This is a genomic window from Galbibacter sp. BG1, assembly GCF_013391805.1.
Lineage (GTDB): Bacteria > Bacteroidota > Bacteroidia > Flavobacteriales > Flavobacteriaceae > Galbibacter.
Window position 1 is genome coordinate 1,264,422 of sequence record NZ_CP058364.1, and the last position, 25,524, is coordinate 1,289,945.

At 36.7% G+C, this 25,524-nt stretch carries 21 protein-coding genes; 12 read left to right on the forward strand and 9 right to left on the reverse strand.

Annotated features, from left to right (window positions below; translation table 11 throughout):
- Positions 1 to 1,887: a cation:proton antiporter gene (locus tag HX109_RS05550; RefSeq protein WP_178950202.1), complete on the reverse strand. Its 1,887-nt coding sequence runs from the start codon at positions 1,885 to 1,887 to the stop codon at positions 1 to 3.
- 137 nt (positions 1,888 to 2,024) lie between these two features.
- Here HX109_RS05550 and HX109_RS05555 point away from each other — a divergent pair, with 137 nt between their 5' ends.
- The 5 genes from HX109_RS05555 to HX109_RS05575 all read left to right on the forward strand — a co-directional run bounded on the left by HX109_RS05555 (position 2,025) and on the right by HX109_RS05575 (position 9,037).
- Positions 2,025 to 2,882, forward strand: a complete 858-nt coding sequence (locus tag HX109_RS05555; RefSeq protein ID WP_178950203.1) for an MBL fold metallo-hydrolase — start codon at positions 2,025 to 2,027, stop codon at positions 2,880 to 2,882.
- A gap of 10 nt (positions 2,883 to 2,892) precedes the next feature.
- Entirely contained in the window at positions 2,893 to 4,524 is a 1,632-nt protein-coding gene (locus HX109_RS05560; protein WP_178950204.1) for a S8 family peptidase, read from the forward strand.
- 153 nt (positions 4,525 to 4,677) lie between these two features.
- Entirely contained in the window at positions 4,678 to 6,561 is a 1,884-nt protein-coding gene (locus HX109_RS05565; protein WP_178950205.1) for a M1 family metallopeptidase, read from the forward strand.
- A gap of 162 nt (positions 6,562 to 6,723) precedes the next feature.
- Positions 6,724 to 7,119 (forward strand): ribonuclease P protein component, encoded by a 396-nt coding sequence (rnpA, locus tag HX109_RS05570; protein ID WP_178950206.1) that lies wholly within the window; start codon positions 6,724 to 6,726, stop codon positions 7,117 to 7,119.
- Between the two features lie 301 nt (positions 7,120 to 7,420).
- Positions 7,421 to 9,037, forward strand: a complete 1,617-nt coding sequence (locus HX109_RS05575; protein ID WP_178950207.1) for a S41 family peptidase — start codon at positions 7,421 to 7,423, stop codon at positions 9,035 to 9,037.
- 12 nt (positions 9,038 to 9,049) lie between these two features.
- Here HX109_RS05575 and HX109_RS05580 read toward each other — a convergent pair whose 3' ends face one another.
- Both HX109_RS05580 and HX109_RS05585 read right to left on the reverse strand, forming a co-directional pair.
- Positions 9,050 to 9,604 (reverse strand): hypothetical protein, encoded by a 555-nt coding sequence (locus HX109_RS05580; RefSeq protein WP_178950208.1) that lies wholly within the window; start codon positions 9,602 to 9,604, stop codon positions 9,050 to 9,052.
- Complete coding sequence (locus HX109_RS05585; RefSeq protein ID WP_178950209.1) at positions 9,528 to 10,589, reverse strand: hypothetical protein; 1,062 nt, start codon at positions 10,587 to 10,589, stop codon at positions 9,528 to 9,530. The genes HX109_RS05580 and HX109_RS05585 overlap by 77 nt, the downstream gene beginning before the upstream one ends.
- A 129-nt stretch (positions 10,590 to 10,718) precedes the next feature.
- Here HX109_RS05585 and HX109_RS05590 point away from each other — a divergent pair, with 129 nt between their 5' ends.
- On the forward strand, positions 10,719 to 11,711 hold the full coding sequence (locus HX109_RS05590) for an NAD-dependent epimerase/dehydratase family protein (protein ID WP_178950210.1): 993 nt from the start codon (positions 10,719 to 10,721) through the stop codon (positions 11,709 to 11,711).
- A gap of 18 nt (positions 11,712 to 11,729) precedes the next feature.
- Here HX109_RS05590 and HX109_RS05595 read toward each other — a convergent pair whose 3' ends face one another.
- The 3 genes from HX109_RS05595 to HX109_RS05605 form a co-directional block, all read right to left on the reverse strand.
- Entirely contained in the window at positions 11,730 to 12,116 is a 387-nt protein-coding gene (locus tag HX109_RS05595) for a DUF4296 domain-containing protein (RefSeq protein ID WP_178950211.1), read from the reverse strand.
- 3 nt (positions 12,117 to 12,119) lie between these two features.
- Positions 12,120 to 13,454, reverse strand: a complete 1,335-nt coding sequence (locus HX109_RS05600; RefSeq protein ID WP_178950212.1) for a dihydroorotase — start codon at positions 13,452 to 13,454, stop codon at positions 12,120 to 12,122.
- A gap of 128 nt (positions 13,455 to 13,582) precedes the next feature.
- Positions 13,583 to 14,314 carry a polyprenol monophosphomannose synthase gene (locus tag HX109_RS05605; RefSeq protein WP_178950213.1) on the reverse strand — a complete coding sequence of 244 codons (732 nt, stop codon included), beginning with the start codon at positions 14,312 to 14,314 and terminating at the stop codon, positions 13,583 to 13,585.
- A gap of 131 nt (positions 14,315 to 14,445) precedes the next feature.
- On the opposite strand from HX109_RS05605, the gene HX109_RS05610 reads away from it, so the two are divergent.
- The 3 genes from HX109_RS05610 to HX109_RS05620 all read left to right on the forward strand — a co-directional run bounded on the left by HX109_RS05610 (position 14,446) and on the right by HX109_RS05620 (position 17,546).
- A complete protein-coding gene (locus HX109_RS05610) occupies positions 14,446 to 16,131 on the forward strand; it encodes an ArnT family glycosyltransferase (protein WP_178950214.1) in 1,686 nt (561 codons plus the stop codon).
- Positions 16,132 to 16,193: 62 nt separating this feature from the next.
- The gene (locus HX109_RS05615) at positions 16,194 to 16,790 is read left to right on the forward strand and encodes a DUF4271 domain-containing protein (protein WP_255462846.1); all 597 of its coding nucleotides are present in this window, start codon (positions 16,194 to 16,196) and stop codon (positions 16,788 to 16,790) included.
- 9 nt (positions 16,791 to 16,799) lie between these two features.
- On the forward strand, positions 16,800 to 17,546 hold the full coding sequence (locus tag HX109_RS05620; protein WP_178950216.1) for a uroporphyrinogen-III synthase: 747 nt from the start codon (positions 16,800 to 16,802) through the stop codon (positions 17,544 to 17,546).
- 114 nt (positions 17,547 to 17,660) lie between these two features.
- Here HX109_RS05620 and pckA read toward each other — a convergent pair whose 3' ends face one another.
- Together pckA and HX109_RS05630 are read right to left on the reverse strand one after the other, a co-directional pair.
- Entirely contained in the window at positions 17,661 to 19,268 is a 1,608-nt protein-coding gene (pckA, locus tag HX109_RS05625; protein ID WP_178950217.1) for a phosphoenolpyruvate carboxykinase (ATP), read from the reverse strand.
- A 275-nt stretch (positions 19,269 to 19,543) separates the two neighbouring features.
- Positions 19,544 to 21,493: an OmpA family protein gene (locus HX109_RS05630; RefSeq protein ID WP_178950218.1), complete on the reverse strand. Its 1,950-nt coding sequence runs from the start codon at positions 21,491 to 21,493 to the stop codon at positions 19,544 to 19,546.
- Positions 21,494 to 21,760: 267 nt separating this feature from the next.
- Between HX109_RS05630 and HX109_RS05635 the strand changes: the two genes are divergently transcribed.
- Together HX109_RS05635 and HX109_RS05640 are read left to right on the forward strand one after the other, a co-directional pair.
- Entirely contained in the window at positions 21,761 to 22,120 is a 360-nt protein-coding gene (locus HX109_RS05635) for a DUF1508 domain-containing protein (protein ID WP_178950219.1), read from the forward strand.
- An 82-nt stretch (positions 22,121 to 22,202) separates the two neighbouring features.
- On the forward strand, positions 22,203 to 22,847 hold the full coding sequence (locus tag HX109_RS05640) for a 2OG-Fe(II) oxygenase (RefSeq protein WP_178950220.1): 645 nt from the start codon (positions 22,203 to 22,205) through the stop codon (positions 22,845 to 22,847).
- A gap of 6 nt (positions 22,848 to 22,853) precedes the next feature.
- Here HX109_RS05640 and HX109_RS05645 read toward each other — a convergent pair whose 3' ends face one another.
- The gene (locus tag HX109_RS05645; RefSeq protein ID WP_178950221.1) at positions 22,854 to 24,002 is read right to left on the reverse strand and encodes an ATP-binding protein; all 1,149 of its coding nucleotides are present in this window, start codon (positions 24,000 to 24,002) and stop codon (positions 22,854 to 22,856) included.
- Positions 24,003 to 24,196: 194 nt separating this feature from the next.
- On the opposite strand from HX109_RS05645, the gene HX109_RS05650 reads away from it, so the two are divergent.
- Entirely contained in the window at positions 24,197 to 25,387 is a 1,191-nt protein-coding gene (locus HX109_RS05650; RefSeq protein ID WP_178950222.1) for a phosphoglycerate kinase, read from the forward strand.
- Positions 25,388 to 25,524 lie beyond the last annotated feature (137 nt).

Sequence of the window (25,524 nt, forward strand, 5' to 3'; positions counted from 1 at the left end):
TTATTCGGTTTTTACCTCTTCTTCTTTCTCTTCTTCGTCTTCCTTGTTGTTCTTAACTCCCATGACGTCCATCGGTTTCCCTAAATACACCAATTGATTGCCTTCTTCTACCTTCATCTCTTTTATGTAGGATGCTATAATGTGCAATTCGCCTTCGTTATCTTTAATGAAAATTGGAATGGCATCCTTTTCATTATTCAGCATTTCTATGTTTTTAAGAAACTGCTCTTTGGAAGAAATTTTAACTTCATTGATCTTTGGATAATCCCTAGCGACCTCACTTAAATTTATGTAATCGTCTTTTTTAGAAAATAAAAGGTCTACACGTTCCACTTGGTGGCTTTTCATTTCCTCGGGGGTAATAAGCCTAAATGCACCGTTTTCCCCCAATTGGTTTTTAAAGCGCTCGATAGCGTGTTTGTTTACTTCTTCACTTGCCGTTAAGGCCATTAAATACCCAATGTCGTTTAATTCTATATTATTGGTAAGATCATCCGAAAAAATATTGGCTTCTTCCGCATCCAAATCCATTCCCTTGGCACGTTCCACATTTTCCTTATTGCTATCTATTAAGGCTACATGTCTGCCGCTCTTTTGTAAATATTTAGCGATTATACGGGACACTTCCGAAGCCCCTACTATTAAAATTCCTGTGGATTCCTTTAAGAAAACCCCAGAAAGTTTCGCAAACATCCTAGCGGTGGTTGCATTTAACAGTACAGTCCCTAAAACAATCATAAACACCAATGGCGTAATGTATTCCGCTCCCGGTTCACCTTCGAGCACCAATCGGTTACCAAAAAGGGATGCAATACCGGCAGCTACTATACCACGGGGGCCTACCCAGCTTATAAATGCTTTTTCATTGAATTTGAGTCCGGAGTGAATAGTACTTAGCAAAACGCCGAGCGGCCTTATTAAAAAGACTACACAACCAAAAAGAATAAGTGTATTCCAGTTATAAATAAGATATAGATCCTGCATATTAATATTTGCAGAAAGGAGTATAAAAAGTATGGATATTAAAAGTACACTCAGTGATTCTTTAAAATACAGCAACTCCTTGATATTTGGCAAGTCTATATTTCCTAAAACCATTCCCATAACCACCACAGAAAGCAGCCCAGATTCGTGAGCAAACTGTTCTGAAAGTACGTAAACCCCCAAAACGAAAGACAACGATACCACATTCATTAAAAAATGAGGAATCGCATTCTTCTTGATGGCAAAATAAAGGGCATAGGCAAAAGAAAAACCTATGGAGAAGCCCACCACTACGGTTTTACCAAATTCTATTAAAGCCTGTTGGGTATATTCTGTTCCTTTCCCTACGGAAATAAATTCGAAAACCAATACGGCTGCAACTGCACCAATAGGGTCGATAAGAATCCCTTCCCATTTCAATACGGCAGAAACATCTTTTTTCAATGGAATATTTCTAAGGATTGGTGTTATTACCGTTGGTCCGGTAACAATAATTAAAGCCGCAAATAAAAAGGAAATGGGCCAACTTAAATCGAATAAAAAGTGCGAAGCCAATCCTGCGCCTAAAAAAGTAATAATGGTACCAATGGTAATCAACTTAAAAATTACAGGTCCCACATTTAAAACTTCATTACGTTTTAAGGTCAAACCTCCTTCAAAAAGAATTACACTAATGGCTAAGGAAACAAAATGGAACAAGCCTTCCCCAGGGAAAAGCCCTTTATCGAGTTGTGGGTTCCAAACAGGCTCAATTAGTTTTGTGCCGTCTTCTGTAAATAAGGTAGAGATAGGGCCCACAAAAATCCCTATTAGAATAAGAGGTAAAATAGCAGGTATTTTAAACCGCCATGCCACCCATTGTGCTATAATCCCTAAAATTACAATTCCAGCAAGCTCTAACATATATTTTTTTGATTGGTAAGCGAATATAACTTCTATAAAGTATAAAAATGTTAAAAAACATTTAATAAAACAAGTGTTTATAACGATTGTTATTCCCTTTTCTTAATTTGCGTTGCTTTATAATCTAAAGAACTTTAATGAAGTTATACACCATTGAAACCGGAAATTTTAAATTAGACGGTGGAGCTATGTTTGGCGTGGTTCCAAAATCTATTTGGAATAAAACCAATCCGGCTGATGCAAATAATATGATTGATATTGCCGCAAGGTCTTTACTTATTGAGGATGGCGATCGGCTAATTCTTATCGATACCGGTATGGGCAACAAACAATCTGATAAATTTTTTGGTTATTATTATCTATGGGGAGACGACAATATAGATAAATCCCTAGCCGAGCACGGTTTTCACAGGGACGATATTACCGATGTTTTTTTAACACATCTACACTTCGACCATTGCGGAGGAAGCATTCAAATAAACGAAAAAGGGATTTTAGAACCCGCGTTTAAAAATGCTCGTTTTTGGAGCAATGAAGACCATTGGAATTGGGCAACCAAACCCAATGCCAGGGAAAAAGCTTCCTTTTTAAAAGAAAACATTCTACCCATTGGAGAAAGTGGGCAACTTCATTTTCTTCCGGTTCCAGAAAATAATTTTTTAACGAATTGCGAACTCGGTTTCGATGTCCTATTTGTAAACGGACATACAGATAAGCAGATGATTCCGCAATTAACCTACAAAGGCAAAACCTTGGTCTTTATGGCAGATTTACTACCTACCGTAGGGCATATCCCGCTTCCTTTTGTGATGGGATACGACACCAGGCCGCTATTGACTCTGGAAGAAAAGAAAGAATTCTTGGACACCGCAGTTGCAAAAGACTACTATTTATTATTGGAACACGACGCACACAATGAGGTGTGCACACTTCAAAACACAGAAAAGGGCGCGAGACTTAAAGAAACCTTTTCCTTTAAAGAATTATTTAATTAAAATTTGAACGATGAATATTAGAAAATCCGTTGTATCCTTAGCGATCGCAACTACAATTTTGGCGGGTTGTGGATCTCCTGCTATTTTATTGACTCCTGAAGAAAACATAGATACGGTACATCTAAAAGTGGAAGAACTTACCGATGCCCAGCTGAAGCATTGGAGCCATGACGATTTACTTGCAGATACCATCCCAGGGATGAGCGTAGATAAAGCGTATGCCGAAATCTTTAATAAGATTGAAGCCCTAAAACCAACCACGGTAATTGTTGGTGTTTTAGATTCTGGAGTGGATATTGAGCATCCAGACCTTAAAAATGTTATTTGGACGAATGAAGACGAAATTCCGGGAAATGGAATAGATGATGATAAAAATGGTTTTGTAGACGATATCCATGGATGGAACTTTTTGGGAGAAGCCAACGACGAGCAACTGGAATTCGTGCGCATTTTGGCAAAAGGAGATGATGGATCGGAGTTGTACAAAAAAGCCAAGGCGGAGTACGATGAAAAGTATCAAGAGGCCGTTCAAAACAAAACACGTTATGAGCAGATATTACAATCGGTTACGGAGGCAGACAAGCTACTTCAAAAAGAGTTAGAAAAAGAGACCTACACAGCAGAGGATTTGGCAAATATTTCTTCGGAAGATCCAAAAGTACAACAAGCCGCAGCCGCGATGAGCCAGATGTTCACTTTTGAAGATTCTGTGCCTGCACTTAAAAAAGACCTTAAGGAAGGAATAGAACATTTTACAGACCAACTGAATTACAACCTGAACAAAGATTTTGACGGAAGATCTATTGTTGGTGACAACCCAGATGATATAAACGATATTGGTTACGGAAATAACGACGTAATTGGAGATAAGGATCACGCCAAACACGGTACACACGTTTCTGGGATTATTGCTGCACAACGTAACAACAACATAGGAATGGATGGTGTTGCAGACCATGTAAAAATTATGCCTGTAAGAACGGTTCCAAATGGAGATGAGTACGACAAAGATGTTGCTTTAGCTATTCGGTATGCAGTAGATAATGGAGCAAAAGTTATTAACGGGAGCTTTGGTAAATATTACTCCCCACACAAGGAATGGGTTTGGGAAGCCATTAAGTACGCGGCTTCCAAAGATGTTTTAATTGTAAAAGCAGCTGGTAATGAGTCTTTCGATTTAGATGAAAACAATGTGTATCCCAACGATAGTGAAAACAACAGTGCAGAAATAGCCAATAATTTTCTTACGGTAGGCGCTTTAAACTATGAATACGGGCCGGAAATGGTAGCTCCTTTTTCCAACTACGGGAAAAACAATGTAGATGTTTTTGCACCGGGCACAAAAATTTGGTCTACCGTTCCCAACAATGAATACGAATATTTACAAGGAACTTCTATGGCAGCGCCAGGCGTTGCGGGAGTTGCTGCATTAATAAGAGCTTATTACCCTAAGCTTAAAGCTGGAGAGGTTAAGAAGATTATCATGCAATCTGGACTTACATCTACAGCAAATGTAATTTTAGGCGGTAACCCTAACTATAAAAAACCATTTAAAGAGGCCTCAAAGTCGGGTAAAATGGTGAATTTATACAATGCTATGATCCTTGCAGATAAAGTAGCTAACGGAAAAGTAAAATTATAGAATCGAGATAGGTTATTAAAATTGTGGGATGTCACTCTAAGCGCTTGTGCTGAACATAGCTTCAGTATGTCGAAGGGAATAAAAATACTTCGAAAAGCTTAGCATGACATCAAACAACTATTTTATAATTCTTCTCACGGAAAATTAAACCTTATGAAACGAACTTTTTTAACTTCAATTGGACTTAGCGTAGCAATGCTTTCGCAAGTTTTTGCAACTACGCCAAGAAATCCTTCAGAAGAAGGTAATGAAGCCGCTCCAAATTCAACTACTTACTGGCAACAGCATGTAGATTATAAAATGGAAGTGGAGATGAATGTGAAAAACTTTCAATATACAGGGACACAAGAATTGAAATACACTAACAATTCTCCTGATACTCTACAGACCGTTTTCTATCATTTGTTCTTTAACGCTTTTCAGCCGGGGAGCGAAATGGATGTAAGAAGCAGAACGATTGCAGATCCCGACAAAAGAGTTGGAGATCGTATTAGTAAATTATCCCCTTCAGAAATAGGATATTTAAAAGTTAGCAGTCTCAAACAAGATGGCGCTCCTATTCAGTATAATGAAGAAGGAACCATTTTAGAAGTTACCCTCAACAAACCAATTCTTCCTGGAGAAACCGTAGAATTCGATATGGAATTTAACGGGCAGGTACCTCAGCAAATTAGAAGAAGCGGTAGAAATAATGCAGAAGGAGTGGCACTTTCCATGACGCAGTGGTATCCTAAATTGGCCGAATACGACTTTGAAGGTTGGCATCCAGACCCATATATTGGGCGTGAATTTCAAGGTGTTTGGGGCGATTTTGACGTAAAATTGACCATCGACAAGGATTATGTTGTTGGCGGAACTGGCTATTTACAAAATCCTGAAGAAGTAGGGCATGGTTATTTGCCTGCAGGAACAAAGCAAAAAAAGGTTAAGGGAAAAACCCTTACGTGGCATTTCGTAGCACCTATGGTGCACGATTTTGCATGGGGGGCAGATCCAGAATTTATTCACGATACTTTAGAAACCCCGAGCGGTACAACGCTGCATTTCTTTTACAAAGACAATGACGAAATCAAGGAAAACTGGAAAAATCTTCAGCCTAAAACTGCAGAGATGTTGGAGTTTTACAATAAATACATCGGTAAGTACCCTTACAAGCAATATTCTGTAATTCAAGGTGGAGATGGCGGTATGGAGTATGCCATGTGTACTTTAATCACTGGAGAGCGTAAGTTTGGCAGCCTTGTAGGCGTTACGGCTCACGAATTTGCACATTCTTGGTTTCAGCATTTATTGGCCACCAATGAATCGAAACACGAATGGATGGACGAAGGTTTTACTTCCTTTATTTCTGACTTATGTATGAATGAAATTATGGATGAAAACAAACCTAATCCATTTGAAGGTGCCTACAAGAACTACATCTACCTTGCCAATTCCGGTAAAGAACAGCCACAAACAACCCATGCCGATCGATATGTTTACAACCAAGCTTATGGAATCTCGGCATACAGCAAAGGGGAGGTTTTTTTAGCACAATTGGGGTATGTAATCGGACAGGAAAAATTACTTAAAACCATTCAAAGATATTATGCCGATTTTAAGTTTAAGCATCCTACACCAAATGATTTTAAGCGCACTGCTGAAAAAGTATCTGGAATGCAACTAGATTGGTATTTGACTGATTGGACACAAACCACCAATACCATCGATTACAGCATTAAAAACGTTTCTGAAGAAGACGGGAAAACAAAAGTGGAAATGGAGCGTATTGGACTCATGCCAATGCCAATAGATGTTATGGTTTTCTTTAACGACGGTTCCATGAAATACTTCTATGCCCCCTTGAGAATGATGCACGGAGAAAAATCGAATCCCTTTGAAGTAGAAAGAAAAGTCTTGCCAGACTGGCCTTGGGCTTTCCCTACGTACGATTTTACTTTTGATGCTTCTTTAAAAGATGTAAAGGCTATTGTTATCGATCCATCGGAATTAATGGCCGATGTAGATAGAAGCAATAACACCTTTCAAACAGAATAATAAATTCTAGTCAAACTGAACGCTTGTGCTGAACATAGCTTAAGTATGTCGAAGTTCGTATTGCCTTTTGAAAGTCTTCGACGGGCTCAGACTGACATCCATTATAAGAAAAGGCTTTTTTACAAAAGTCTTTTCTTATTTTTGGATATTTATAGACAATACATGGATCAATCATTTCCTAAAAAAGAAAAGCTCAAGAGCGCAACGCTCATTAGCACATTGTTTACAGAAGGGAATTCAGTATCCAAATATCCGCTTCGGCTTGTTTTTATGGAAATTGAAGAAACTGAAAAAATAAAGACCGCTGTTTCCGTGTCCAAACGCTCCTTTAAAAAAGCGGTAGATCGAAATCGGATAAAACGCCTGATGCGCGAGGCCTACCGACTTAACAAACATCTCTTTCTAAATACCGTTAAAGAGAATTCTCTCGCCTTTATGTTTTTATACACGGGAAAAGAAATGCCAACTTTGGAAAAACTAAACAGTTCGATGCTACGAATTCATCAAAAATTTGAAGATTTTTACGCTTTGGGCAATTCAATTAAACATCAGAAATAACATTCTTACACCTTTCGGATATAAATTGCGCACACAACTGCTTGCGAACAAAATCCATTCAAAATCTATAAAAAAGCTATTCCGGACGGTCGTAATCAGAGGTTTTAATAACGATCTCACTACTTTAAATTCCAATCAATTTTAAAAGAATAAGAAGAAACTTAAATGAGATAAAAGAAAATCTAAGTCTTACCTTTTTCCGATTGTTCATTCTTAGGGTATAGGCTTTTGTATTTTTTTAGTAATTTACATAACTTTTTAGAAGGAATCCGTTTATATTTAGCGTAAAAATGAAGGCTCTATGAAGAAGAAAATTATTATCCCTGCACTTGCCATTCTCGTTTTATTTGTTGGTACCAGTTTTAAAAACGACTTTTTTGAAATTGCCAAACAAGTAGAAATTTTTACTACGTTATTCAAGGAACTTAACATGAATTATGTAGACGAAACCAATCCGGCAGAATTGATGGACACTGCTATAAAAAGCATGCTGGAAGATTTAGATCCCTACACCAACTTTATGAACGAACAGGATGTGGAAGGATTTAAAATTAGCAACGCTGGGGAATATTCGGGCATAGGTGCGGTGGTAAAAAGTTATGATGACAAATTATTGGTTATAGAGCCGTATGAAGGTTACCCAGCTGATAAAGCTGGACTTAAAGCAGGTGATGAAATCATTAAAATAGGGGATATAAAGGTTTCTGACTTTAAAGAAGACGCTACCGAACTTTTAAAGGGTGCTAAAAAGAGCGACGTGGAACTCACTTTTTTAAGACAAGGAAAGACTATGACAACGGCTGTCTCCCGAGATGAGATAGAAATTGATGCTGTACCTTATTTCAATATGATCAATCCTGAAACTGGCTATATCGTCCTTTCTAAATTTAACAGTAAAGCTTCCAAACAAACAGAAGAAGCTTTGGAAGAATTGAAAAGTAAAGGTGCCAAAAAGATTGTATTGGATTTAAGAGGGAATCCTGGCGGGTTGTTAACGGAAGCCATTAACGTTTGCAACTTATTTGTGCCTAAAAAAGAACTAATTGTAAGCACCAAATCGAAAGTAAAGAAATTCAATCAAGAATATTATACCAGAAAAAATCCCGTAGATACAGAAATCCCATTAGTAATTTTAATTAACGGCCGAAGTGCTTCCGCAAGCGAAATTGTGAGCGGTGCACTGCAGGATTTAGATCGCGCCGTGATTGTGGGGGCGCGCAGTTTTGGAAAAGGTCTAGTACAACGCCCCATAAAACTAAATTATGGAACCCAATTAAAAGTTACTATTTCCAGATACTATACCCCTAGCGGTCGCTGCATACAATCTATGGATTATTGGAATCGCGATGAAGATGGAAAAGCGGTGGTAAACAAACAGTTTAACGAATTTACCACCCGAAACGGAAGAAAAGTATACGACGGTGGAGGAGTTAAGCCAGATGTGGAAGTTGCCAAATTAAAAGATAATAGCCTTACCACTGCCCTTCAAATTAATAATGTGCTGTTCGATTTTGCTACGGAATATTACTACGAGCACCCCGTAAACAATATGTCTCAATTCGATTTTTCTGAAAGTGATTATCAAGAGTTTAAGAATTACGTAAAAGAAAGCGGATTTACTTATGAAACAAAGACGGAAAAGGCCCTAAAAAAAGTCATGAACAGTGAAGAGATAGACGAATTTGGGGAATCTGTTAAAAATGACTACAAAAAACTGCTTACAGATATTAATGAAAGTAAACTAGCCTCTTTAGACAACTACAAGCAAAGTATTACCAAAAACATTGAGGACGAATTAATCGTTCGATATTTCTACCGAGATGGCCTATACGACTATTACCTACAAAATGACGACGCTATAAAAACAGCAAATGCACTTTTAAAAGATCCTACTAAATATAAGAGTATATTGAAGTGATTTTTTTTGACTCTACTCAGACATTTTTTTTATAAAGACAGGATGAGCAAAAGTATATTCAATAGAGGAAATTTTAAAACTCCCATCTTTCTGTTCAAGAAATACTTCATCCAAAATATATCCGTTTAAAAAACTAGGTCCTATGCCTTTGAGCTTGATGTCATAAATTGGAATAACATTCTTGGAATTTATCATTACAAATGTGTCTTTTACTTTGTTTTTTAGCTCCTCCAAAGTTTTGAGTTTTGAGTTGCTCTGAGTAAAAAATGCTGTAACATATCTTTTTTCGTTTTTACCTAATTCTATTGAGTCAAACTCAGAGTTGTATGTAATCATCCCGTTAATTCTATGGCCAAACGAAATGGTATCGGGCAGTTCAACAAAAATTTTTATTTTTTGCTCTTTTTTTACTCCGCTTACTTTGTCTTCCTTGTTTAGGAAGCTGCAGGATATAAGAAAAAAAATACCTGTAAAGACTAAAAATTTATACTTATTTATCTTTAAGACCTTCATTGTATTTTTCAATAGCTTTCTCCAATTTGCTTTTATTAATAGAATCTCTTTCATCCATAATTTCTTTGGCTCGAATTGCCTCTACAATTGTATCCTTCCGTTTAATAGTCATAGTCTCGTAATAATATCCCCTAGAGGAACCAACGTGTGGATAATGGGTTTCTAAACTTATTTTAACTTTTTTCGGATTTATTTCCCTTCCCGAAAAAGCACTAAATTTTACACCCCAAACATCATCAATCGTCTCTACAATTTTTAGCTTTAACCCAATCGTTTGGTTAAAAATTCCTTTTGCTGTTTTATTCCCTCCTTTAAAATGACTTGCCCAATTTTTATCAGCCTTTAATTTTCCAAAATCTGGGTTGTTATTTTTATTTGTTTTTGAGCCAACTTTTGAAAACTTTTTTAAAGCATCTATAGCTTCTCCCGTTTCCGCCCAAAAAATATCACTGTTCTTACCGCCTTCTCTTATTAAGCATAAATCACCACTATATCCGCCTTTATCATTGGCAAAACTCATACCTCCATAACCATCTTTATTCCTGGAAAACCTCGTTTCGCTTCTTGGGGTAGATCCTGAGATATCAATGGAAAGGAAATTTTTCAACTCATTTCCCAGTCGATCCCATTTAGCTCCATTAAAATCACGGTAATAATATTTTTCCCGTTTATGATCAATTTCATCGATCATGGATTGGTAAGTGCTCCTAAACTTATTGTACCAATTTTCAGTATGTGCATCAGAATCCTCGTTCGAATTAGCAGGAGGACCCGACGAAGGGGCTTCGATTACTTTTATATGTGTTCTAAATCCGTCGTAGGTGTTTTCAAAAGAATGCACATAAGAATAGGCTCCCCTAGATTCAACTTCTACTTGCATTTTAATGGTGTCCATTCGTCTTCTTAAGGAAGCTTTAAGTTTAGGAACCAAATTATAAGTGCTTTCGTTCATGGAAGCATTATTAAGCGTTGTTTGAACGCCCTGTTCGATATTTCGCTGAATATTTTGCTCTAAATGATGTCGCTTTATACTGTCCATAGTCAAGATTTGGTTGGTCTCGATATTGTAATTGAGTAAAGTTAAGAAAATTTATTACACAATATGTTTTAAAAAAACAATTGCAGCGCGATATAATTATATTTAAATGAAGAATCGTATTTTAGTTGCATGATATTAGTAACCGGAGGGACAGGGCTTATTGGGGCTCACTTACTTTTAGCGCTGGCGCAGAAAGAAGAGAAAGTAAAAGCCATTTATCGCACTAAAGAAAAAATTGCCTTGGTAAAAGATTTTTTTACTGCGGAAGGGTTTGCTTCTTACTTTGGGAACATCGAATGGCAACATGCGGATATTACCGATATTCCTGCCTTAGAAAGTGCTTTTGTAAACGTTACGCATGTTTATCATTGTGCAGGTCTTATTTCTTTTGACCCTTCTGATTACAAAATTCTTCGAAAAACAAATATTGAAGGCACTGCAAACATTGTAAACTTATGCATTGCCAACCAGATAGAAAAACTGTGTCACTTAAGTTCGATTGCAACTTTAGGTAAAAAACCTGCTAAGGAACCTATTGACGAAACCGCCTATTGGAACCCAGAAGCTGCCAATAATGCTTATGCCATTACAAAATATGGTGGAGAAATGGAGGTATGGCGGGGTACACAAGAAGGAGTGAATTCGGTTATTTTAAATCCGGGTGTAGTTTTAGGGGAAGGATTTAAAGATTCCCCTAGTAATGCTTTCTTTAAAAAAGTGAAAAATGGTCTCTCTTATTACCCGCCAGGAGGAACCGCTTTTGTAGATGTAAAAGATGTGGTAGAATCTTTGCTAAAGGGTATGAATTCCAACATCACAAAGGAACGCTTTTTAGTGATTGCCGAAAATGTGACGTATAAATATATTTTCGATACTATTGCTGAAGCTTTAAAAAGTAAAAAGCCTTCTAAAAAAATTAGAAAATGGCAATTGTCCATTTTATGGAGAATCGATTGGTTTCTTTCTTTGTTACCATGGAAAAAAAGGCAGCTCACCAAAATCGGAGCACACTTATTACTTATCCATACCCGCTATTCTAACCATAGGGCCAAAGAAAAACTTCAATTAGAGTTTACTGCCATAGCCGAGACCATACAACGGATTGCTTCCAAATACAGCTAAAATTTTGTAGAAATAACTTTATTTTTGGGGTTCTGGAGCTTTTTTTAACTCCTTTTGATCTTTTTTCACCCTGCTATCCAAGGTGTCTTTAAATTTCTGTAGCCGCTGCTCTACCTCATTGAACATTTCTATTTGCAGAGCCGGATTAGAGGTGTAGTAAATACTGCTTTTCGATAGCTGCGTACTGTCTATATTGTATTTTTCAAAAAGAAAATCCTGTGGATCGATCTCATAATCTTCCAGTTTGTCTACCGTGGTAGCTTTGGCAGCATTTAACATGGAAATATCGTAATAAATATCTACCATGGTTTTCTTCGGAATCAAATTTTCAGGCTTCTCCACAGTGTCTTCATTACAAGCCATAAGCCCTAAGAGCAAACAACTAATTAACCCCAGCTTTCTCATATACTATCTATTAAACGTTAGTCGCTTTGCGTTTCTTTCTTCAGAAACCGTGCCGTTTTTATATGCTAAATGTCCGTTTACAAAGGTATGGGTAACTTTACAGCTAAAGGTGGTGCCTTCAAATGGAGACCAACCGCATTTGTACAAAATATTACTTTTATCCACTGTCCACGTATGGTTGGGATTTACCAAAACCAAATCGGCATAATATCCTTCTCTTATGTAACCCCTTTTTTCAATATTAAAAAGAATGGCAGGATTATGACACATTTTTTGAATTAATTTCCCTAAAGATATTTTACCTTCTTTTTGTTTTTCCATTAACGCTGCAAGCGTGTGCTGCACCAAAGGTCCTCCGGAAGGTGCTTTGGTATAAACATTTTGCTTTTCTTCCAGGGTATGCGGCGCATGGTCTGTCGCCAGGACGTCTATTCGGTCGTCTAGGAGCGCCTCCCAAAGGGCTTCCCTATCGTTTGCAGTTTTTACCGCAGGATTCCATTTAATAAGTGTTCCCTTGGTTTTATAATCTTCGTCTGAAAACCATAAGTGATGTGTACAAACTTCCGCAGTAATCCTTTTTTCCTCTAGCGGGATATCATTTCTAAACAGATTGGTTTCCTTTCCCGTGGAAACATGAAAAACATGCAAACGGGCGTTTGTTTTCTTGGCAAGTTCGATCGCCCTTGATGAAGACAAATAACAAGCTTCTTCACTTCTAATAATGGGATGATATTTCAGAGGAATATCGTCCCCAAATTCTGCTTTGTATTTTTCTAAATTATTTTTTATCGTGGTTTCATCTTCGCAATGTGTAGAAATAACCAATTCGGTATTTAAAAAAATTTTTTCTATTACCTCTTCATTATCTACAAGCATATTTCCAGTAGAAGAACCAAGAAAAAGCTTTACCCCAGCACAAGCCTTTTTATCAAGTCGTTTTAATTCTTCCAAATTGTCGTTGGTACCGCCAAACATAAAAGAGTAATTGGCATAAGAGGTTTGTTTCCCTATTTCCATTTTCTCTTCCAATTTTTCGATGGTAACTGTTTGAGGGTTGGTGTTTGGTTGTTCTACAAACGATGTAACACCTCCAGCAACGGCAGATCTACTTTCGGTAGCAATATTACCTTTGTGGGTGAGTCCGGGCTCGCGAAAATGCACTTGATCGTCAATTATTCCCGGCATTAGAATTTTTCCTTCGGCATCGATCACCTCCGCATTTGCATCGCTAAGATCGGCACCTATTGCCTTAATAAATTCCCCTTCAATAAGTACGTCTCCTTCAAAAGTTTGGAATTCATTAACTATCGTTGCATTTTTTATAAGCGTCTTTTTCATATTTATTTCTTCTTTAAGCTCTAATTGAGACTTTTAAATACTCTATCTCCATATTGAAAAATAGGCGTAGGCAGGTATTAAATTTTCTTCAGTTTATCCTCCTTCAAATTCGTTTTCCCGGACTTTAGTTAAAAAGAGTTGCTAAAAAAACTTCTCCATTTCAACGCCAAAACCCCAAAAACAGCTTCATTAATAATTTTACCATTCATTTTAGACTTTCCAAGTGTTCGGTCTTTAAAAATTATAGGGACTTCAATAATCTTGAATTTCTTAAGGTATGCCTTAAATTTCATTTCTATTTGAAATGCGTACCCAATAAACTTTATGTTGTCTAAATTTATACTTTCTATAACTTCCCTTTTATAACACATAAATCCGGCTGTAGGGTCGTGTATGTTCATTCCGGTTACAACTTTTACATAAACTGATGCCCCATAAGACAGAAGTATTCTTTGCAGAGGCCAATTAACCACGTTTACGCCATTTACATAACGGGAGCCTATGGCTACTCCTGCACCATTGCTAACACAAGCGTTGTATAACCGAATGAGGTCTCGCGGATTATGGGAAAAATCGGCATCCATTTCAAAAATGTATTCATAATCATGCTCTAGCGCCCATTTAAACCCATGAATGTATGCCGTGCCCAAACCAGACTTTTCCTTCCGAACCTCTAGATGCAATCTTTCTGGAAACTTAGCTTGCAGGGATTTCACTTTTTGAGCAGTACCATCTGGGGAATTGTCATCTACTACAAGTAAATGAAAGGTTTTTTTAAGTTCGAATACTGCGGAAATTATAGCCTCTACATTTTCTATTTCGTTGTATGTAGGTATAATTACTAAGCTATCTGATTGCATGCGATCTTGGTTGAAGCCACAAAAATAGCATTTAATAAAAAGTATTTACGATATCTTTTGGTTTTTTAAGTTGATTTTAAGGAATTTTGCAGTCTAAAATTTATGTATTTTTACTTAGTACCACAAAAACTATGATGAGCAAAGCCCTTTCCAATAAAATCATCTTTCTATTTATTCTAGCTACTATTGTGGTGAATATAATTCAGAGTGCTTTTACTGGGCTCATTTTCGATGAAGCATACTATTGGTATTTTGCACAAGACCTCAGTTGGGGATATTTCGATCATCCCCCGATGGTGGCTTTGTTGGTAAATTTAGGGATTAATAGTTTCGATGGGGAACTTGGGGTGCGTTTATTAGCCCCGTTTTTATATGGAATCAATGTGCTGTTGTTATGGCAGCTTCTGGATGATGACAAAAAATATAAATACACATGGTTATTTATTGCCTTTGTAAGCAGTGTAGGTCTTATGGTCGCCTATGGGTTTATGATGCTTCCAGATACTGCTTTGGTAACCTCCAGCTTAGTTTTTTTATGGGCCTACAAACGTTTCTTGTCGGAAGAAAAAACAATTAACATTCTTCTCCTAGGTTTTAGCATGGCCGCTGTAATGTATAGTAAATATCACGGCGTACTTCTTATTGGTTTTGTGGTATTATCTAATTTAAACTTATTTAAAAGGGCTGGATTTTGGTTAGCTACTGTTTTTGCGCTTCTTTTATATACCCCACATTTATTTTGGCTTTATCAAGTAGATTTCGTGCCTTTGAAGTATCATCTCTTTGACCGTGCCGATAGTGCCTACCGTATAAAATTTACTTTAGACTATTTAGTGAACTGCATCGCCGTAGCCGGTTTGGCATTTCCACTTATGTATTGGGCATTCTTTAAAGTGCCTTCAAAAAATTTGTTCGATAAAGCATTGAAATATTTAGGGATTGGTGTTTTTATTTTCTTTTTATTCTCTAGTTTCTCTAGAAAAACACAAGCACAATGGGTAATTCTCATGGTTATTCCCCTTATTCTTTTTTCTTTGCGATATGCATACAGTCACTCGAAATACCGTAAATGGCTTTTGGGAATAAGTGTTTTTTCAGTAGTGCTTATTTGCTTTTTAAGAGTGGCACTTATCTACCAACCCATTTCTCCCATTAAATATGAAGCCTATGGTAACAAAGAATGGGTAAAACATTTACAAGCCCAAGTAAAGGATGCTCCGGTAGTTTTTCATAATTCCTATAGAGACGCTGCCATGTATGGCTTTTATTCTGGAGGCTCTACCGTTTTTGCTTCCAACGATTTGGATGGTCGACAAAATCAGTTTTCTTTGGATAGCTCAGAATTTAAGGTTCGAAATAAAAAAGTGGCGTTTATCACCGGAAATCATCATTATTTAATTGATTCCACCCTTTCCGTAGTGCAAGAATTTAAAACACGTAAAATCAGGGGTACTTTTATCAATCCTTTTAAAACCTACAAACGAATTAAGATAGATGTTCATAAAGAAGACTTTAAAGAAAAAGTGCCTTCGAAATTTTCAGCAGAGATATACAACCCATACCCTGAAACAATCCCGTTGGATTCCTTATCTTTTGCAGCAGTCTTTTATGATGAATACAAAAGGGATATTAAAACATTCCCTCTTATCGTAGATGCGGGCTCTGTTAGGCTTAAAAATAAAGAAAAAGCAAGCTTGCAAGTAAAAATACCAGATACGGTTGAAATACCAGAAGTTACTTATTTTAGAATGGGAATTTTAAATAACGGTACCTATCCCGGTTTTCAAGGATCGAGAATAAAACTAGAAAAGAATTGAAAGAGGTTTTAAGAAATACCGATTTCCACACCACGGAAACCATTTTACTATTCACCGCATTAGTGAGCCTAAGCATTGCCAAACTCGTTAATGAACAAAAGTTTTATGCTTTCGTTTCGCTCTTTTTAAATTATAAGTATCTAAAAATTTACAGTAAAGAACCAAACCAATCTACAAGCGTTTTTAATTTCTTCTTATTCATCCCACAGCTTATCGCTATTTCTTTAATAGTCTGGATTACCATTGAGTATTTCCAGTTACCGCATAGCATTAACCCTTACCTCATCCTTCCATTTTTATTTTTATTTATCCTTTTTAAGTTCTATCTCGAGAAAATTATTGCTACTGTTTTCGACATTCAACCATTTGTAGAAAGTTTTCATTTCCACAAAGTAACTTATAGAAACTTATCTGCACTAATTGTACTTCCAATCATTAGTTTATTCATTTACAGTGATTTAAGCCATGAAATTATATTTTACTTATTATTATTCACATTTGTTTCATTAAATGTTATTGCTATGATACTTACATTAAGAAATCATCAAAAATTAATAGGAAAATATTTATTTTATTTTATTTTGTATCTTTGCGCGCTAGAAATAGCCCCTTATTTGATAGTAATAAAATTTTATTTTATTGATAAGGCTTCAAACTAACGGATATTTATGAAAGTTAAGACAATCTTGGTTTCACAACCCGAACCTAAAGTGGAAAATTCCCCTTATTTAAGGTTGGTTGAAAAGCAAAAAATAAAGGTAGATTTTAGACCTTTTATTCATGTCGAAGGAGTTAATGCAAGAGATGTAAGACAGCAAAAAGTTGACTTAACACAGTTTACAGCGATTATTTTAACCAGTAGAAACGCAGTAGACCATTTCTTTAGAATTGCTGAAGAAATGAGGTTTAAAGTTCCAGACTCTATGAAGTATTTTTGCCAATCGGAAGCAGTAGCTTACTATTTGCAAAAGTATGTGGTATATAGAAAGCGTAAAATTTATGTTGGTAAGCGAACGTTCCAGGAATTGGCACCGCTTATTAAAAAATATAAGGATGAAAAGTTTCTACTGCCTTCATCAGACGTTTTAAAACCGTTGATCCCAGAAACCTTAAACGACCTTAAAATCGACTGGAAACGAGCTATTCTTTACAAAACAGTAATTAGCGACCTTTCTGATCTTCGTGATGTGTATTACGATATTTTGGTTTTCTTTAGCCCATCTGGAATCGAATCTTTGTTGAAAAATTTCCCAGACTTTGAGCAGAACGACACCCGTATAGCCGTTTTTGGCAATACCACGGTAAAAGCTGCTACGGAAGCCGGATTGCGAATCGATATCGAGGCTCCTACGCCTGAAACTCCATCGATGACCATGGCACTTGAAAAGTACATAGCGCAGGTAAATAAAAAATAAACTTTTTAAAAGTTTATTATAATAGCAGTATACAAAAAGCCTCTGGATTTCCAGAGGCTTTTCTACTAACTATTTGGCAAGCTCGGGAGGCTTCACTCTCCCTTAAAATTAATATCAGACTAAAGGGCCACCTTCCTTTATTTCTTTGTTGGCGTAAGATTCAAACTTTTTAAAGTTTTCTTTAAACGCATCTGCAAGCTTATGTGCCTGTTTATAGTAACCTTCATCGTTATTCCAGGTCATTCTGGAATTTAAAATTTCCTCTGGAACTCCAGGGCACGTTCTTGGTTGTGCGAGTCCGAATACCGAATGGATATGATAATTTTTATGGTTAACCTCTCCCAATTCGTTATTCATGGCCGCTGTAATCATAGCCCGTGTATATTTTAAGGCCATGCGCTTTCCTACGCCGTAAGGGCCTCCTGTCCATCCCGTGTTTATGAGCCAAACATTCACATTGGTCTGCTTCATTTTGGCACTGAGCATTTCTGCATATGCTGTAGGATGTAAAGGCATGAAAGGAGCGCCAAAACAAGCGGAGAAAGAAGGGATTGGTTCATTTACTCCCGCTTCTGTACCTGCAACTTTCGCCGTATATCCCGAAATAAAATGATAGGCTGCCTGGCCCGGGGTTAACTTTGAAATTGGAGGTAAAACACCAAAGGCATCCGCAGTTAAGAAAAATATATTGGTCGGATTGTAGCCTATGGACGGTTGTTGGATGTTTTTAATGTGATAAATAGGATAGCTTACACGCGTGTTCTGTGTAATGGAAGTATCTTTAAAATCTACATCACCATTTTCCTTTAAAACAACGTTTTCTAAAAGGGCTCCTTCTTTAATAGCTCCAAAAATATCGGGTTCGTTTTCTGCGGAAAGATTGATCACTTTTGCATAACATCCGCCTTCAAAGTTAAAAACAGTATCTTCTTTGGTCCATCCATGCTCATCATCACCAATTAATTTGCGCTTTGGATCTGCCGACAAAGTTGTTTTTCCAGTTCCAGACAATCCAAAAAATATAGAAGTATCCCCATTTTTTCCAACGTTGGCACTGCAATGCATTGGAAGTGTGTTTGCGTATACCGGGAGTAAAAAGTTTAAAGCTGAAAATATCCCTTTCTTTATTTCTCCCGTATAGCCTGTACCTCCAATGAGCACAACCTTTTTAGTGAAATTAAGGATTGCAAAATTATGCTGTCTGGTACCATCAACCGCTGGATCTGCTTTAAATCCTGGCGCATTGACTACGACCCAATCTTCCTGAAAATTTTCAAGGGATTCTTCTGAAGGACGCAAAAACATATTGTAAGCAAAAAGATTGCTCCACGGATATTCGTTAATGACACGTATGTTTAATTGATAATCCTTATCTGCACAAGCGTAGCAATCCCTAACATAAAGCTCTTTTTCTGAAAGGTAACTAACTACTTTTTGGTAAAGCGCATCAAATTTATCTGGATCGAACGGCAAATTAATGTCTCCCCACCAAACCTTATCTTTGGTAACATCATCTTTTACGATAAACCTATCTTTTGGAGATCTCCCCGTAAACTCTCCGGTGTTAATGGCCAACGCTCCCGAAGACGCTTCTTTGCCCATCTCCTTTTTTAAGGTAATTTCATGTAATTTCTCAGGACTTAATTGGTAATTAACCTTTGCCTTGTCGATTCCATACTTTTTTAACGAAATCGTTTGCGTAACAAGTGTTTTGTCCGTCATACTTTTGCTGTGTTGTTGTTAGTAACTGCTACAAATGTAACAAAAATATAGTACTACAACGTTTGAGTTATAGTTTTTTTAGACGAAATGTAATTTTTAACTCAACTACTTAAGACGTTGCTTGTTACGTATAGAAATACCTTTTGATTCTTTCCTATAAAAGTTTTTGTTGAACGCGAGCAAAGGTTGCAGGAAACAGGCTAAAGGAAAAGAGAAAACCCTAAGTAAAAATTTACTTAGGGTTTGTAATGTACCATTAAAAGGTTGGAATTAATTTATTCCTTTATTAGCTTAAATTCTGATCTTCTATTTAGTTTTTTATCTGTTTTATCACAGGGAACATTATCAAAACAGTCGTTTGCCAATTGGGCCTCTCCTCTACCAACTCCAGAAACCCTGTTAGCATCAATCCCTTGGGAAATTATATATTTTACCGTGGAATCTGCTCTTCTTTGTGATAAACCAAGGTTGTAATTTTCATCTCCTATACTATCGGTAAAAGAAGCGATCTCTAAGCTGTATTTGGGATTTTCATTTAAAAACTGCACCACTTTATTCAATTCGGTTTTGGCAGTGCTTTTAATCACCGATCTATCAAAAGAGAAATATATTTCGTTGAAAGCAATATGTTCATGCAAGTCTTCCAATTCCAATATAAAGGATGCTTTTTTATTTTCTTCAATATTCACAATTTCCGTAGTAGTTACGTAACCTTCCTTTTCCAAAGTTATTTCTACTGAAGTTCCACAGGGGACATAGTTTGCTATCTCGTAATTTCCAGCTGTATCCGTATAAACCGTAGTTAATTGGTTGTCTACCACTGTTGCTATTTTGGCGCCCTCAATAGCCTCTCCTTTTCTATTTACAACGTTTCCGGAAACAAAATTCACACAATTTTTGGTAAATCTATAAATGTCGTCGTTGCCCATACCACCTTCTCTGTTGGAAGCAAAGTAACCTGATTTTCCATCCTCGCTTACACTTATACTAAAATCATCATCAATGGAATTGATGCCAGCTCCCAAATTTTTAATGGCTACAACATTAAAATCGCTATCTAGCTTGGCGGCAAACAGGTCTAGACCTCCCATTCCTGGATGGCCATCGCTAGAAAAATAAAGCACTCCTTCTTTTGAGAAAAAAGGAAAAGTTTCCCGTGATTCTGTATTTATTTGATCTCCCAAATTAACAGGCTCTAAAAAACTACCGTCTGGATTTATTTTTACCAAATACAAATCAGATTTCCCTTTACCTCCTGGCATATCCGAAGCAAATACCATTAAACTTTCGTTCTGGTTGAGTGCAGGATGCGCCACCGAATAATTATCGCTATTAAAGGGAAGCTTTTGTATGTCTGTCCACTCTCCGCTAGCGTCTATTGTAGCTTCATAGATTTGAAGTCGGTTTACGTTATCTTTTCCCTTTAGCAACTTTTTATCGATGGAATTATTTCTAGTGAAATACACTTTTTGCCCGTTTTCAGTAAAAAAGGCTGTCGATTCGTTGTACCTGGAATTTATATTTTTAGAAAGCTTCTCTGTGCGTTGCTCGTCCAAAGTTACTTCATAAAGATCGGTAAACTCTTTGTGGTTCCAGCTTTGAATATTTTTAGCCAAAAAACCGGTATCCCTTGCCGAAGTAAAATAAAGCCTCTCATTGTGAATTATTGGCGCAAAGTCTGCGTATTTTGAATTAAATGAAGCTAAACTTACCTCATTTTTTGCAGCATCCTTTTGTATTTGCTCCAAGTAATTAGGGTTTGCGATAAATAGATTTCCTCTTATATCTTCGGGAAAGCGTTCATTTAATTTGGTAAGGATTTCGTTGGCCTCTGTATAATTCTTTTTGGATTTTAACGACTGGGCATATCTGTAATAATCATCTGCTTGCAGGTTTGCTTCAGAATTCATTAAACGTTCATACCAATCTACTGCTTTTTCGGGTTCTGCTGTAAAATAATAGGCGTTTCCCAGCTTTTCATAAAGTTCAGAAGAACTGTAACCATTTGCAGCGATTCCTTCATATAGATTAATAGCGCGTACATAATCGAACTTCTCGTAAGCCTTATTTGCTTTTTTTAATTTTTTATCTTGAGAAAAAATTGGAGAAGAACTTACCAAGGCCAATAGCAGCAGCGCATTTCTAAAGCCACAATTAATACTGTAGTTATTTTGTAGCATACTTTTTATCGGGGGGAAATTTGCTAAAAAAATTCTCTTTTTCATAATTTTATGTAGGCTGTGGGGAACCTAATTCTATTAAGTAAGAATTAATCTGCAGTAAATATTTAACAAATATTTAAGAACCCCAAAGTTCATAGTTATATTACATTTTTTTTGGATGAAATGTTAAGATCAAAAATAAGTTTTTCTGCTGAATATGAAAAGATTAAGAATTTTATTTTGTAGTATTTTACTAAAAACCGTGGAATTCCTTCAAGAAAAATTAGATTTGTAATTCTCAATCTACGCAAACCTCAAAAATTTCACAGCATGGGAATGTTTGTAATAAGCAAACGGAAAAATGGTGATTTTAAATTTGTTTTTACTTCCCGCAAAGGGAAAACTATTTTTACAAGTATAGGATGCAAACAAAAATCTGATTGTGAAGTTATTATTGCTGCCATACGGGAGCATGCAGAAATGTTCACCTTTACAAGAAAAAGTACCCCTTCTGGAAAACATTTTTTCAGACTTTCTAAAGGCGGATTGGTGTTGGCGACAAGCCGAAAATATTCCACCCCTAAAATGTTGCAAAAGGGAATCGATGAAATTGTAAAATATGTTTCCGAGGCAGAAACATTGGATTTTTCTGAAAATGAAAACATTTTTGAGGAAGTGGAAACTGTATAAGCCTTTCCCTTAATGAAATAATTATTTTTTACATGGAATTAAAATCTATATTTGCCCACTTTTTTAAACTACGATGGTGCAAATGAATGAATTATTCGATCAGCTGGAGTTTGTGGAGAATCCGCTTTACGAAAGAATTATCGACGACCTCTTGGAACAACAGTTCAGTGTTATAGATTCTTTCTTTTCTAATGACGAAGTAATGGCACTACGGGCGTCTTTATTGCAAAAATATGAGGAAGATAAGTTTAAAAAAGCGGCCATTGGCAGTAAGTTCGAGGAGCAGATCGTACGTTCCATTCGTGGGGACTTCGTTCTTTGGATGGACGAAAAGAACACCAATACTGCCGAACAGTTATTTTTTAATAAAATAAACAGCTTGGTAACGTACCTCAACAAAACTTGTTTTTTAGGAATTTTAACAAAAGAATTTCATTACGCGCTTTACCCAAAAGGAACTTTCTACAAGCGGCATTTAGACACGTTCCAAAATGATGACCGCCGCAAACTTTCATTCGTTTGCTACCTCAACGATGAGCATTGGAAAAATGAAAACGGCGGGGAATTGGCTATTTACAAAGAAAAAAATGGTGTAGAACAAGAAATTAGCCTCTATCCCCTTCCTGGAAGGGTTGTTATATTTGAGAGTCAGGTTTTGGAACACGAAGTAAAACCTGTTTTGGCTTCTGAAAGAATGAGTATTACTGGTTGGTTAAAAACAAGATAATGCCTCCTACTCCTTTACATGCAACAAACGCGTTAACTTAATGGAGAGATCGGTAAGAATAATTTTGGAGTTTCCATTGCGTTCAATATGATAAATAGCATCTTCCAGTTCTTTGGTAATATCCAAAATATTATTCCCATGTACAAAAGGAGCAAATTTTTCCAATTGGAAGTTTTCTACCGTAAAATCCATAAATGCCAATTCTTTCGCTTGGTAATTTAAGAGCATGGCCTGGCGAAAGACATCCATACAGAACAGCAAAAATTTCTTTTGGGTTTCCCGGCCCGTTTTAGCCACCTCCTCGCTCCAAGAAAGTAAATCGTGGATAACAGCTTTATTACCGCGTGCTTTAAAGGCAGAACGTACCCAAACCACAAACCATTTTTCGAAAACTAAATCTTCAGAATCTTGATTTACCAAATCTATGGCCTTGTTGTAATTGCCATTTGCTTGATGTGCAATTTTAGTAGCCGCATTTATATCCAGTCCTTTTCTCTGTAAGGCTTCTATTATTACTGCTTCGGCAAGCGGAGGGAAATGCAATACTTGGCATCGTGACCTAATGGTTTGTATAATTTGCTCTTCATCTTCAGCAATCAAAATAAAAAACGTCTTGTTTGGTGGCTCTTCAATGAGCTTTAGCAGTTTATTGGAGGCGGCAGTGTTCATTTTATCTGCCATCCAAATAATCATAACTTTATAACCACCTTCATAAGCTTTTAACGATAGGGATTTTACAATGTCTTGGGCTTCATCTACACCAATCTGGCCTTGTTTGTTTTCTATTTCCAGCAACTGGTACCAATCGAATAAGTTGCCATAGGGTTGTTCTTTTACAAAATTTCGCCATTCCCCCAAAAAATGGCTGCTCACCGGGTGGGACTTTACTTTATCGTTTGTCGCTACCGGGAAAGCAAAGTGCAAATCGGGATGGGAAAGGTTGTTAAATTTTAAATTGCAACTACCGTTTCCTCCGTTGTTTTCGCCATTCTCGTTACCGCACAAAATATATTGCGCGTAAGCAATTGCCATTGGCAAAACCCCACTTCCCTCTGGCCCAACAAATAACTGCGCATGTGGAATACGGTTATTGTCGGCACTGTACGTTAAATGTTTTTTTATGTGGGACTGCCCTAAAACTTCGCTAAAAAGCATACAATATTCTTTACGGTGTGAAAGTAACTTTTCTCTTTAATTCCCGCAAATATTAATCATGTTTAAACCTTCCTATGTAAAAGAAAAAAGCGGCTTCCAGCTAATTTAATACCGATTTAACTTTATAAAAGAGTCTATGTTTTCTTAGCTAACTATAAATAATTAAATTTGCTGCTTAATTAACCTAAAATAGAATGAAAACGATAGACGATTTTAATTTCGAAAATAAAAAAGCTTTAATCCGTGTAGATTTTAACGTTCCGCTAGATGCTGAATTTAATATTACCGACACCAACCGTATCGAAGCTGCCAAACCTACCATTATAAAGATTTTGGAAGACGGCGGAAGCGCTGTTTTAATGAGCCACTTAGGAAGACCTAAAGGAGAAGCAAGAGACGATATGTCGCTTAAACATTTGGTAAACAAAGCTTCGGAAATTATTGGGGTACAAGTTAAATTCATAGAAAAATCTGTAGGCCGTGTTGCTGAAGAAGCTGTAGCTGCTTTGCAACCTGGAGAAGTTTTGTTGTTGGAAAATCTTCGTTTTCATGCGGAAGAAGAAAATGGCGACTCTGCTTTTGCTGAAGAGCTTTCAAAGCTAGGCGATATCTACGTAAACGATGCCTTTGGAACAGCGCACAGAGCTCACGCTTCCACAACTGTTGTGGCCAACTATTTTGGTGAGAACAAATGTTTTGGTTACCTCATGGCTAAAGAGATAGAATCTATTAACAAAGTGATGGAAACTGGTGAAAAGCCGGTAACGGCCATTCTTGGAGGATCTAAGGTTTCTTCAAAAATAACCATTATAGAAAATATCTTGGACAAAGTGGATCACCTTATTATTGGAGGTGGGATGACCTACACCTTTGTTAAAGCACAAGGAGGAAAAATTGGAGATTCCATTTGTGAAGACGATAAGCAGGATTTGGCATTGAATATTTTAAAAGAAGCCAAAGAAAAAGGAGTACAAATACATCTACCGGTAGATGTAGTAGCTGCGGACGATTTTAATAACGATGCCGAGACTCAAATTTGTCCGGTTACGGAAATTCCAGACGGTTGGCAAGGATTGGATGCTGGACCAAAGACTTTGGAAAACTTCAAAGAGGTAATCCTACAATCTAAAACCATTTTGTGGAATGGCCCTATTGGTGTATTCGAAATGGAAACTTTTTCCAAGGGTACCATCGCAATCGGTCGTTTTATTGAAGAAGCAACCAAGAAAGGAGCTTTTTCACTTGTTGGTGGGGGCGATAGTGTTTCCGCCGTTAAGCAATTTGGATTTGAAGACAAAGTAAGCTACGTATCTACTGGAGGTGGCGCTATGCTGGAGAGTTTAGAAGGAAAAACACTTCCCGGAATAGCCGCAATTCAAGAGTAGGTTTTTATTGAAATAAAGTATTGAATATAAAAATGCCTTTCACTAATTTGAGAGGCATTCTTTTTTTAACAAAATTGATGTTATTTTTTTTGAAAAAAATACGATTTTTACAAATTGTACGTTTAAATGAAAATTTG

Excerpts from the sequence above, each read along its gene's own strand:
- HX109_RS05610 (WP_178950214.1), top strand. The coding sequence starts at position 14,446 with ATGATGAGCAAAGCCCTTTCCAATAAAATCATCTTTCTATTTATTCTA.
- pckA (WP_178950217.1), bottom strand. The coding sequence starts at position 19,268 with ATGACGGACAAAACACTTGTTACGCAAACGATTTCGTTAAAAAAGTAT.
- HX109_RS05580 (WP_178950208.1), bottom strand. The coding sequence starts at position 9,604 with ATGAAAGAGATTCTATTAATAAAAGCAAATTGGAGAAAGCTATTGAAA.
- HX109_RS05560 (WP_178950204.1), top strand. The coding sequence starts at position 2,893 with ATGAATATTAGAAAATCCGTTGTATCCTTAGCGATCGCAACTACAATT.
- rnpA (WP_178950206.1), top strand. The coding sequence starts at position 6,724 with ATGGATCAATCATTTCCTAAAAAAGAAAAGCTCAAGAGCGCAACGCTC.
- HX109_RS05565 (WP_178950205.1), top strand. The coding sequence starts at position 4,678 with ATGAAACGAACTTTTTTAACTTCAATTGGACTTAGCGTAGCAATGCTT.
- HX109_RS05555 (WP_178950203.1), top strand. The coding sequence starts at position 2,025 with ATGAAGTTATACACCATTGAAACCGGAAATTTTAAATTAGACGGTGGA.
- HX109_RS05595 (WP_178950211.1), bottom strand. The coding sequence starts at position 12,116 with ATGAGAAAGCTGGGGTTAATTAGTTGTTTGCTCTTAGGGCTTATGGCT.
- HX109_RS05630 (WP_178950218.1), bottom strand. The coding sequence starts at position 21,493 with ATGAAAAAGAGAATTTTTTTAGCAAATTTCCCCCCGATAAAAAGTATG.
- HX109_RS05605 (WP_178950213.1), bottom strand. The coding sequence starts at position 14,314 with ATGCAATCAGATAGCTTAGTAATTATACCTACATACAACGAAATAGAA.
- HX109_RS05590 (WP_178950210.1), top strand. The coding sequence starts at position 10,719 with ATGATATTAGTAACCGGAGGGACAGGGCTTATTGGGGCTCACTTACTT.
- HX109_RS05635 (WP_178950219.1), top strand. The coding sequence starts at position 21,761 with ATGGGAATGTTTGTAATAAGCAAACGGAAAAATGGTGATTTTAAATTT.
- HX109_RS05645 (WP_178950221.1), bottom strand. The coding sequence starts at position 24,002 with ATGCTTTTTAGCGAAGTTTTAGGGCAGTCCCACATAAAAAAACATTTA.
- HX109_RS05550 (WP_178950202.1), bottom strand. The coding sequence starts at position 1,887 with ATGTTAGAGCTTGCTGGAATTGTAATTTTAGGGATTATAGCACAATGG.
- HX109_RS05600 (WP_178950212.1), bottom strand. The coding sequence starts at position 13,454 with ATGAAAAAGACGCTTATAAAAAATGCAACGATAGTTAATGAATTCCAA.
- HX109_RS05575 (WP_178950207.1), top strand. The coding sequence starts at position 7,421 with ATGAAGAAGAAAATTATTATCCCTGCACTTGCCATTCTCGTTTTATTT.
- HX109_RS05650 (WP_178950222.1), top strand. The coding sequence starts at position 24,197 with ATGAAAACGATAGACGATTTTAATTTCGAAAATAAAAAAGCTTTAATC.
- HX109_RS05620 (WP_178950216.1), top strand. The coding sequence starts at position 16,800 with ATGAAAGTTAAGACAATCTTGGTTTCACAACCCGAACCTAAAGTGGAA.
- HX109_RS05640 (WP_178950220.1), top strand. The coding sequence starts at position 22,203 with ATGAATGAATTATTCGATCAGCTGGAGTTTGTGGAGAATCCGCTTTAC.
- HX109_RS05585 (WP_178950209.1), bottom strand. The coding sequence starts at position 10,589 with ATGGACAGTATAAAGCGACATCATTTAGAGCAAAATATTCAGCGAAAT.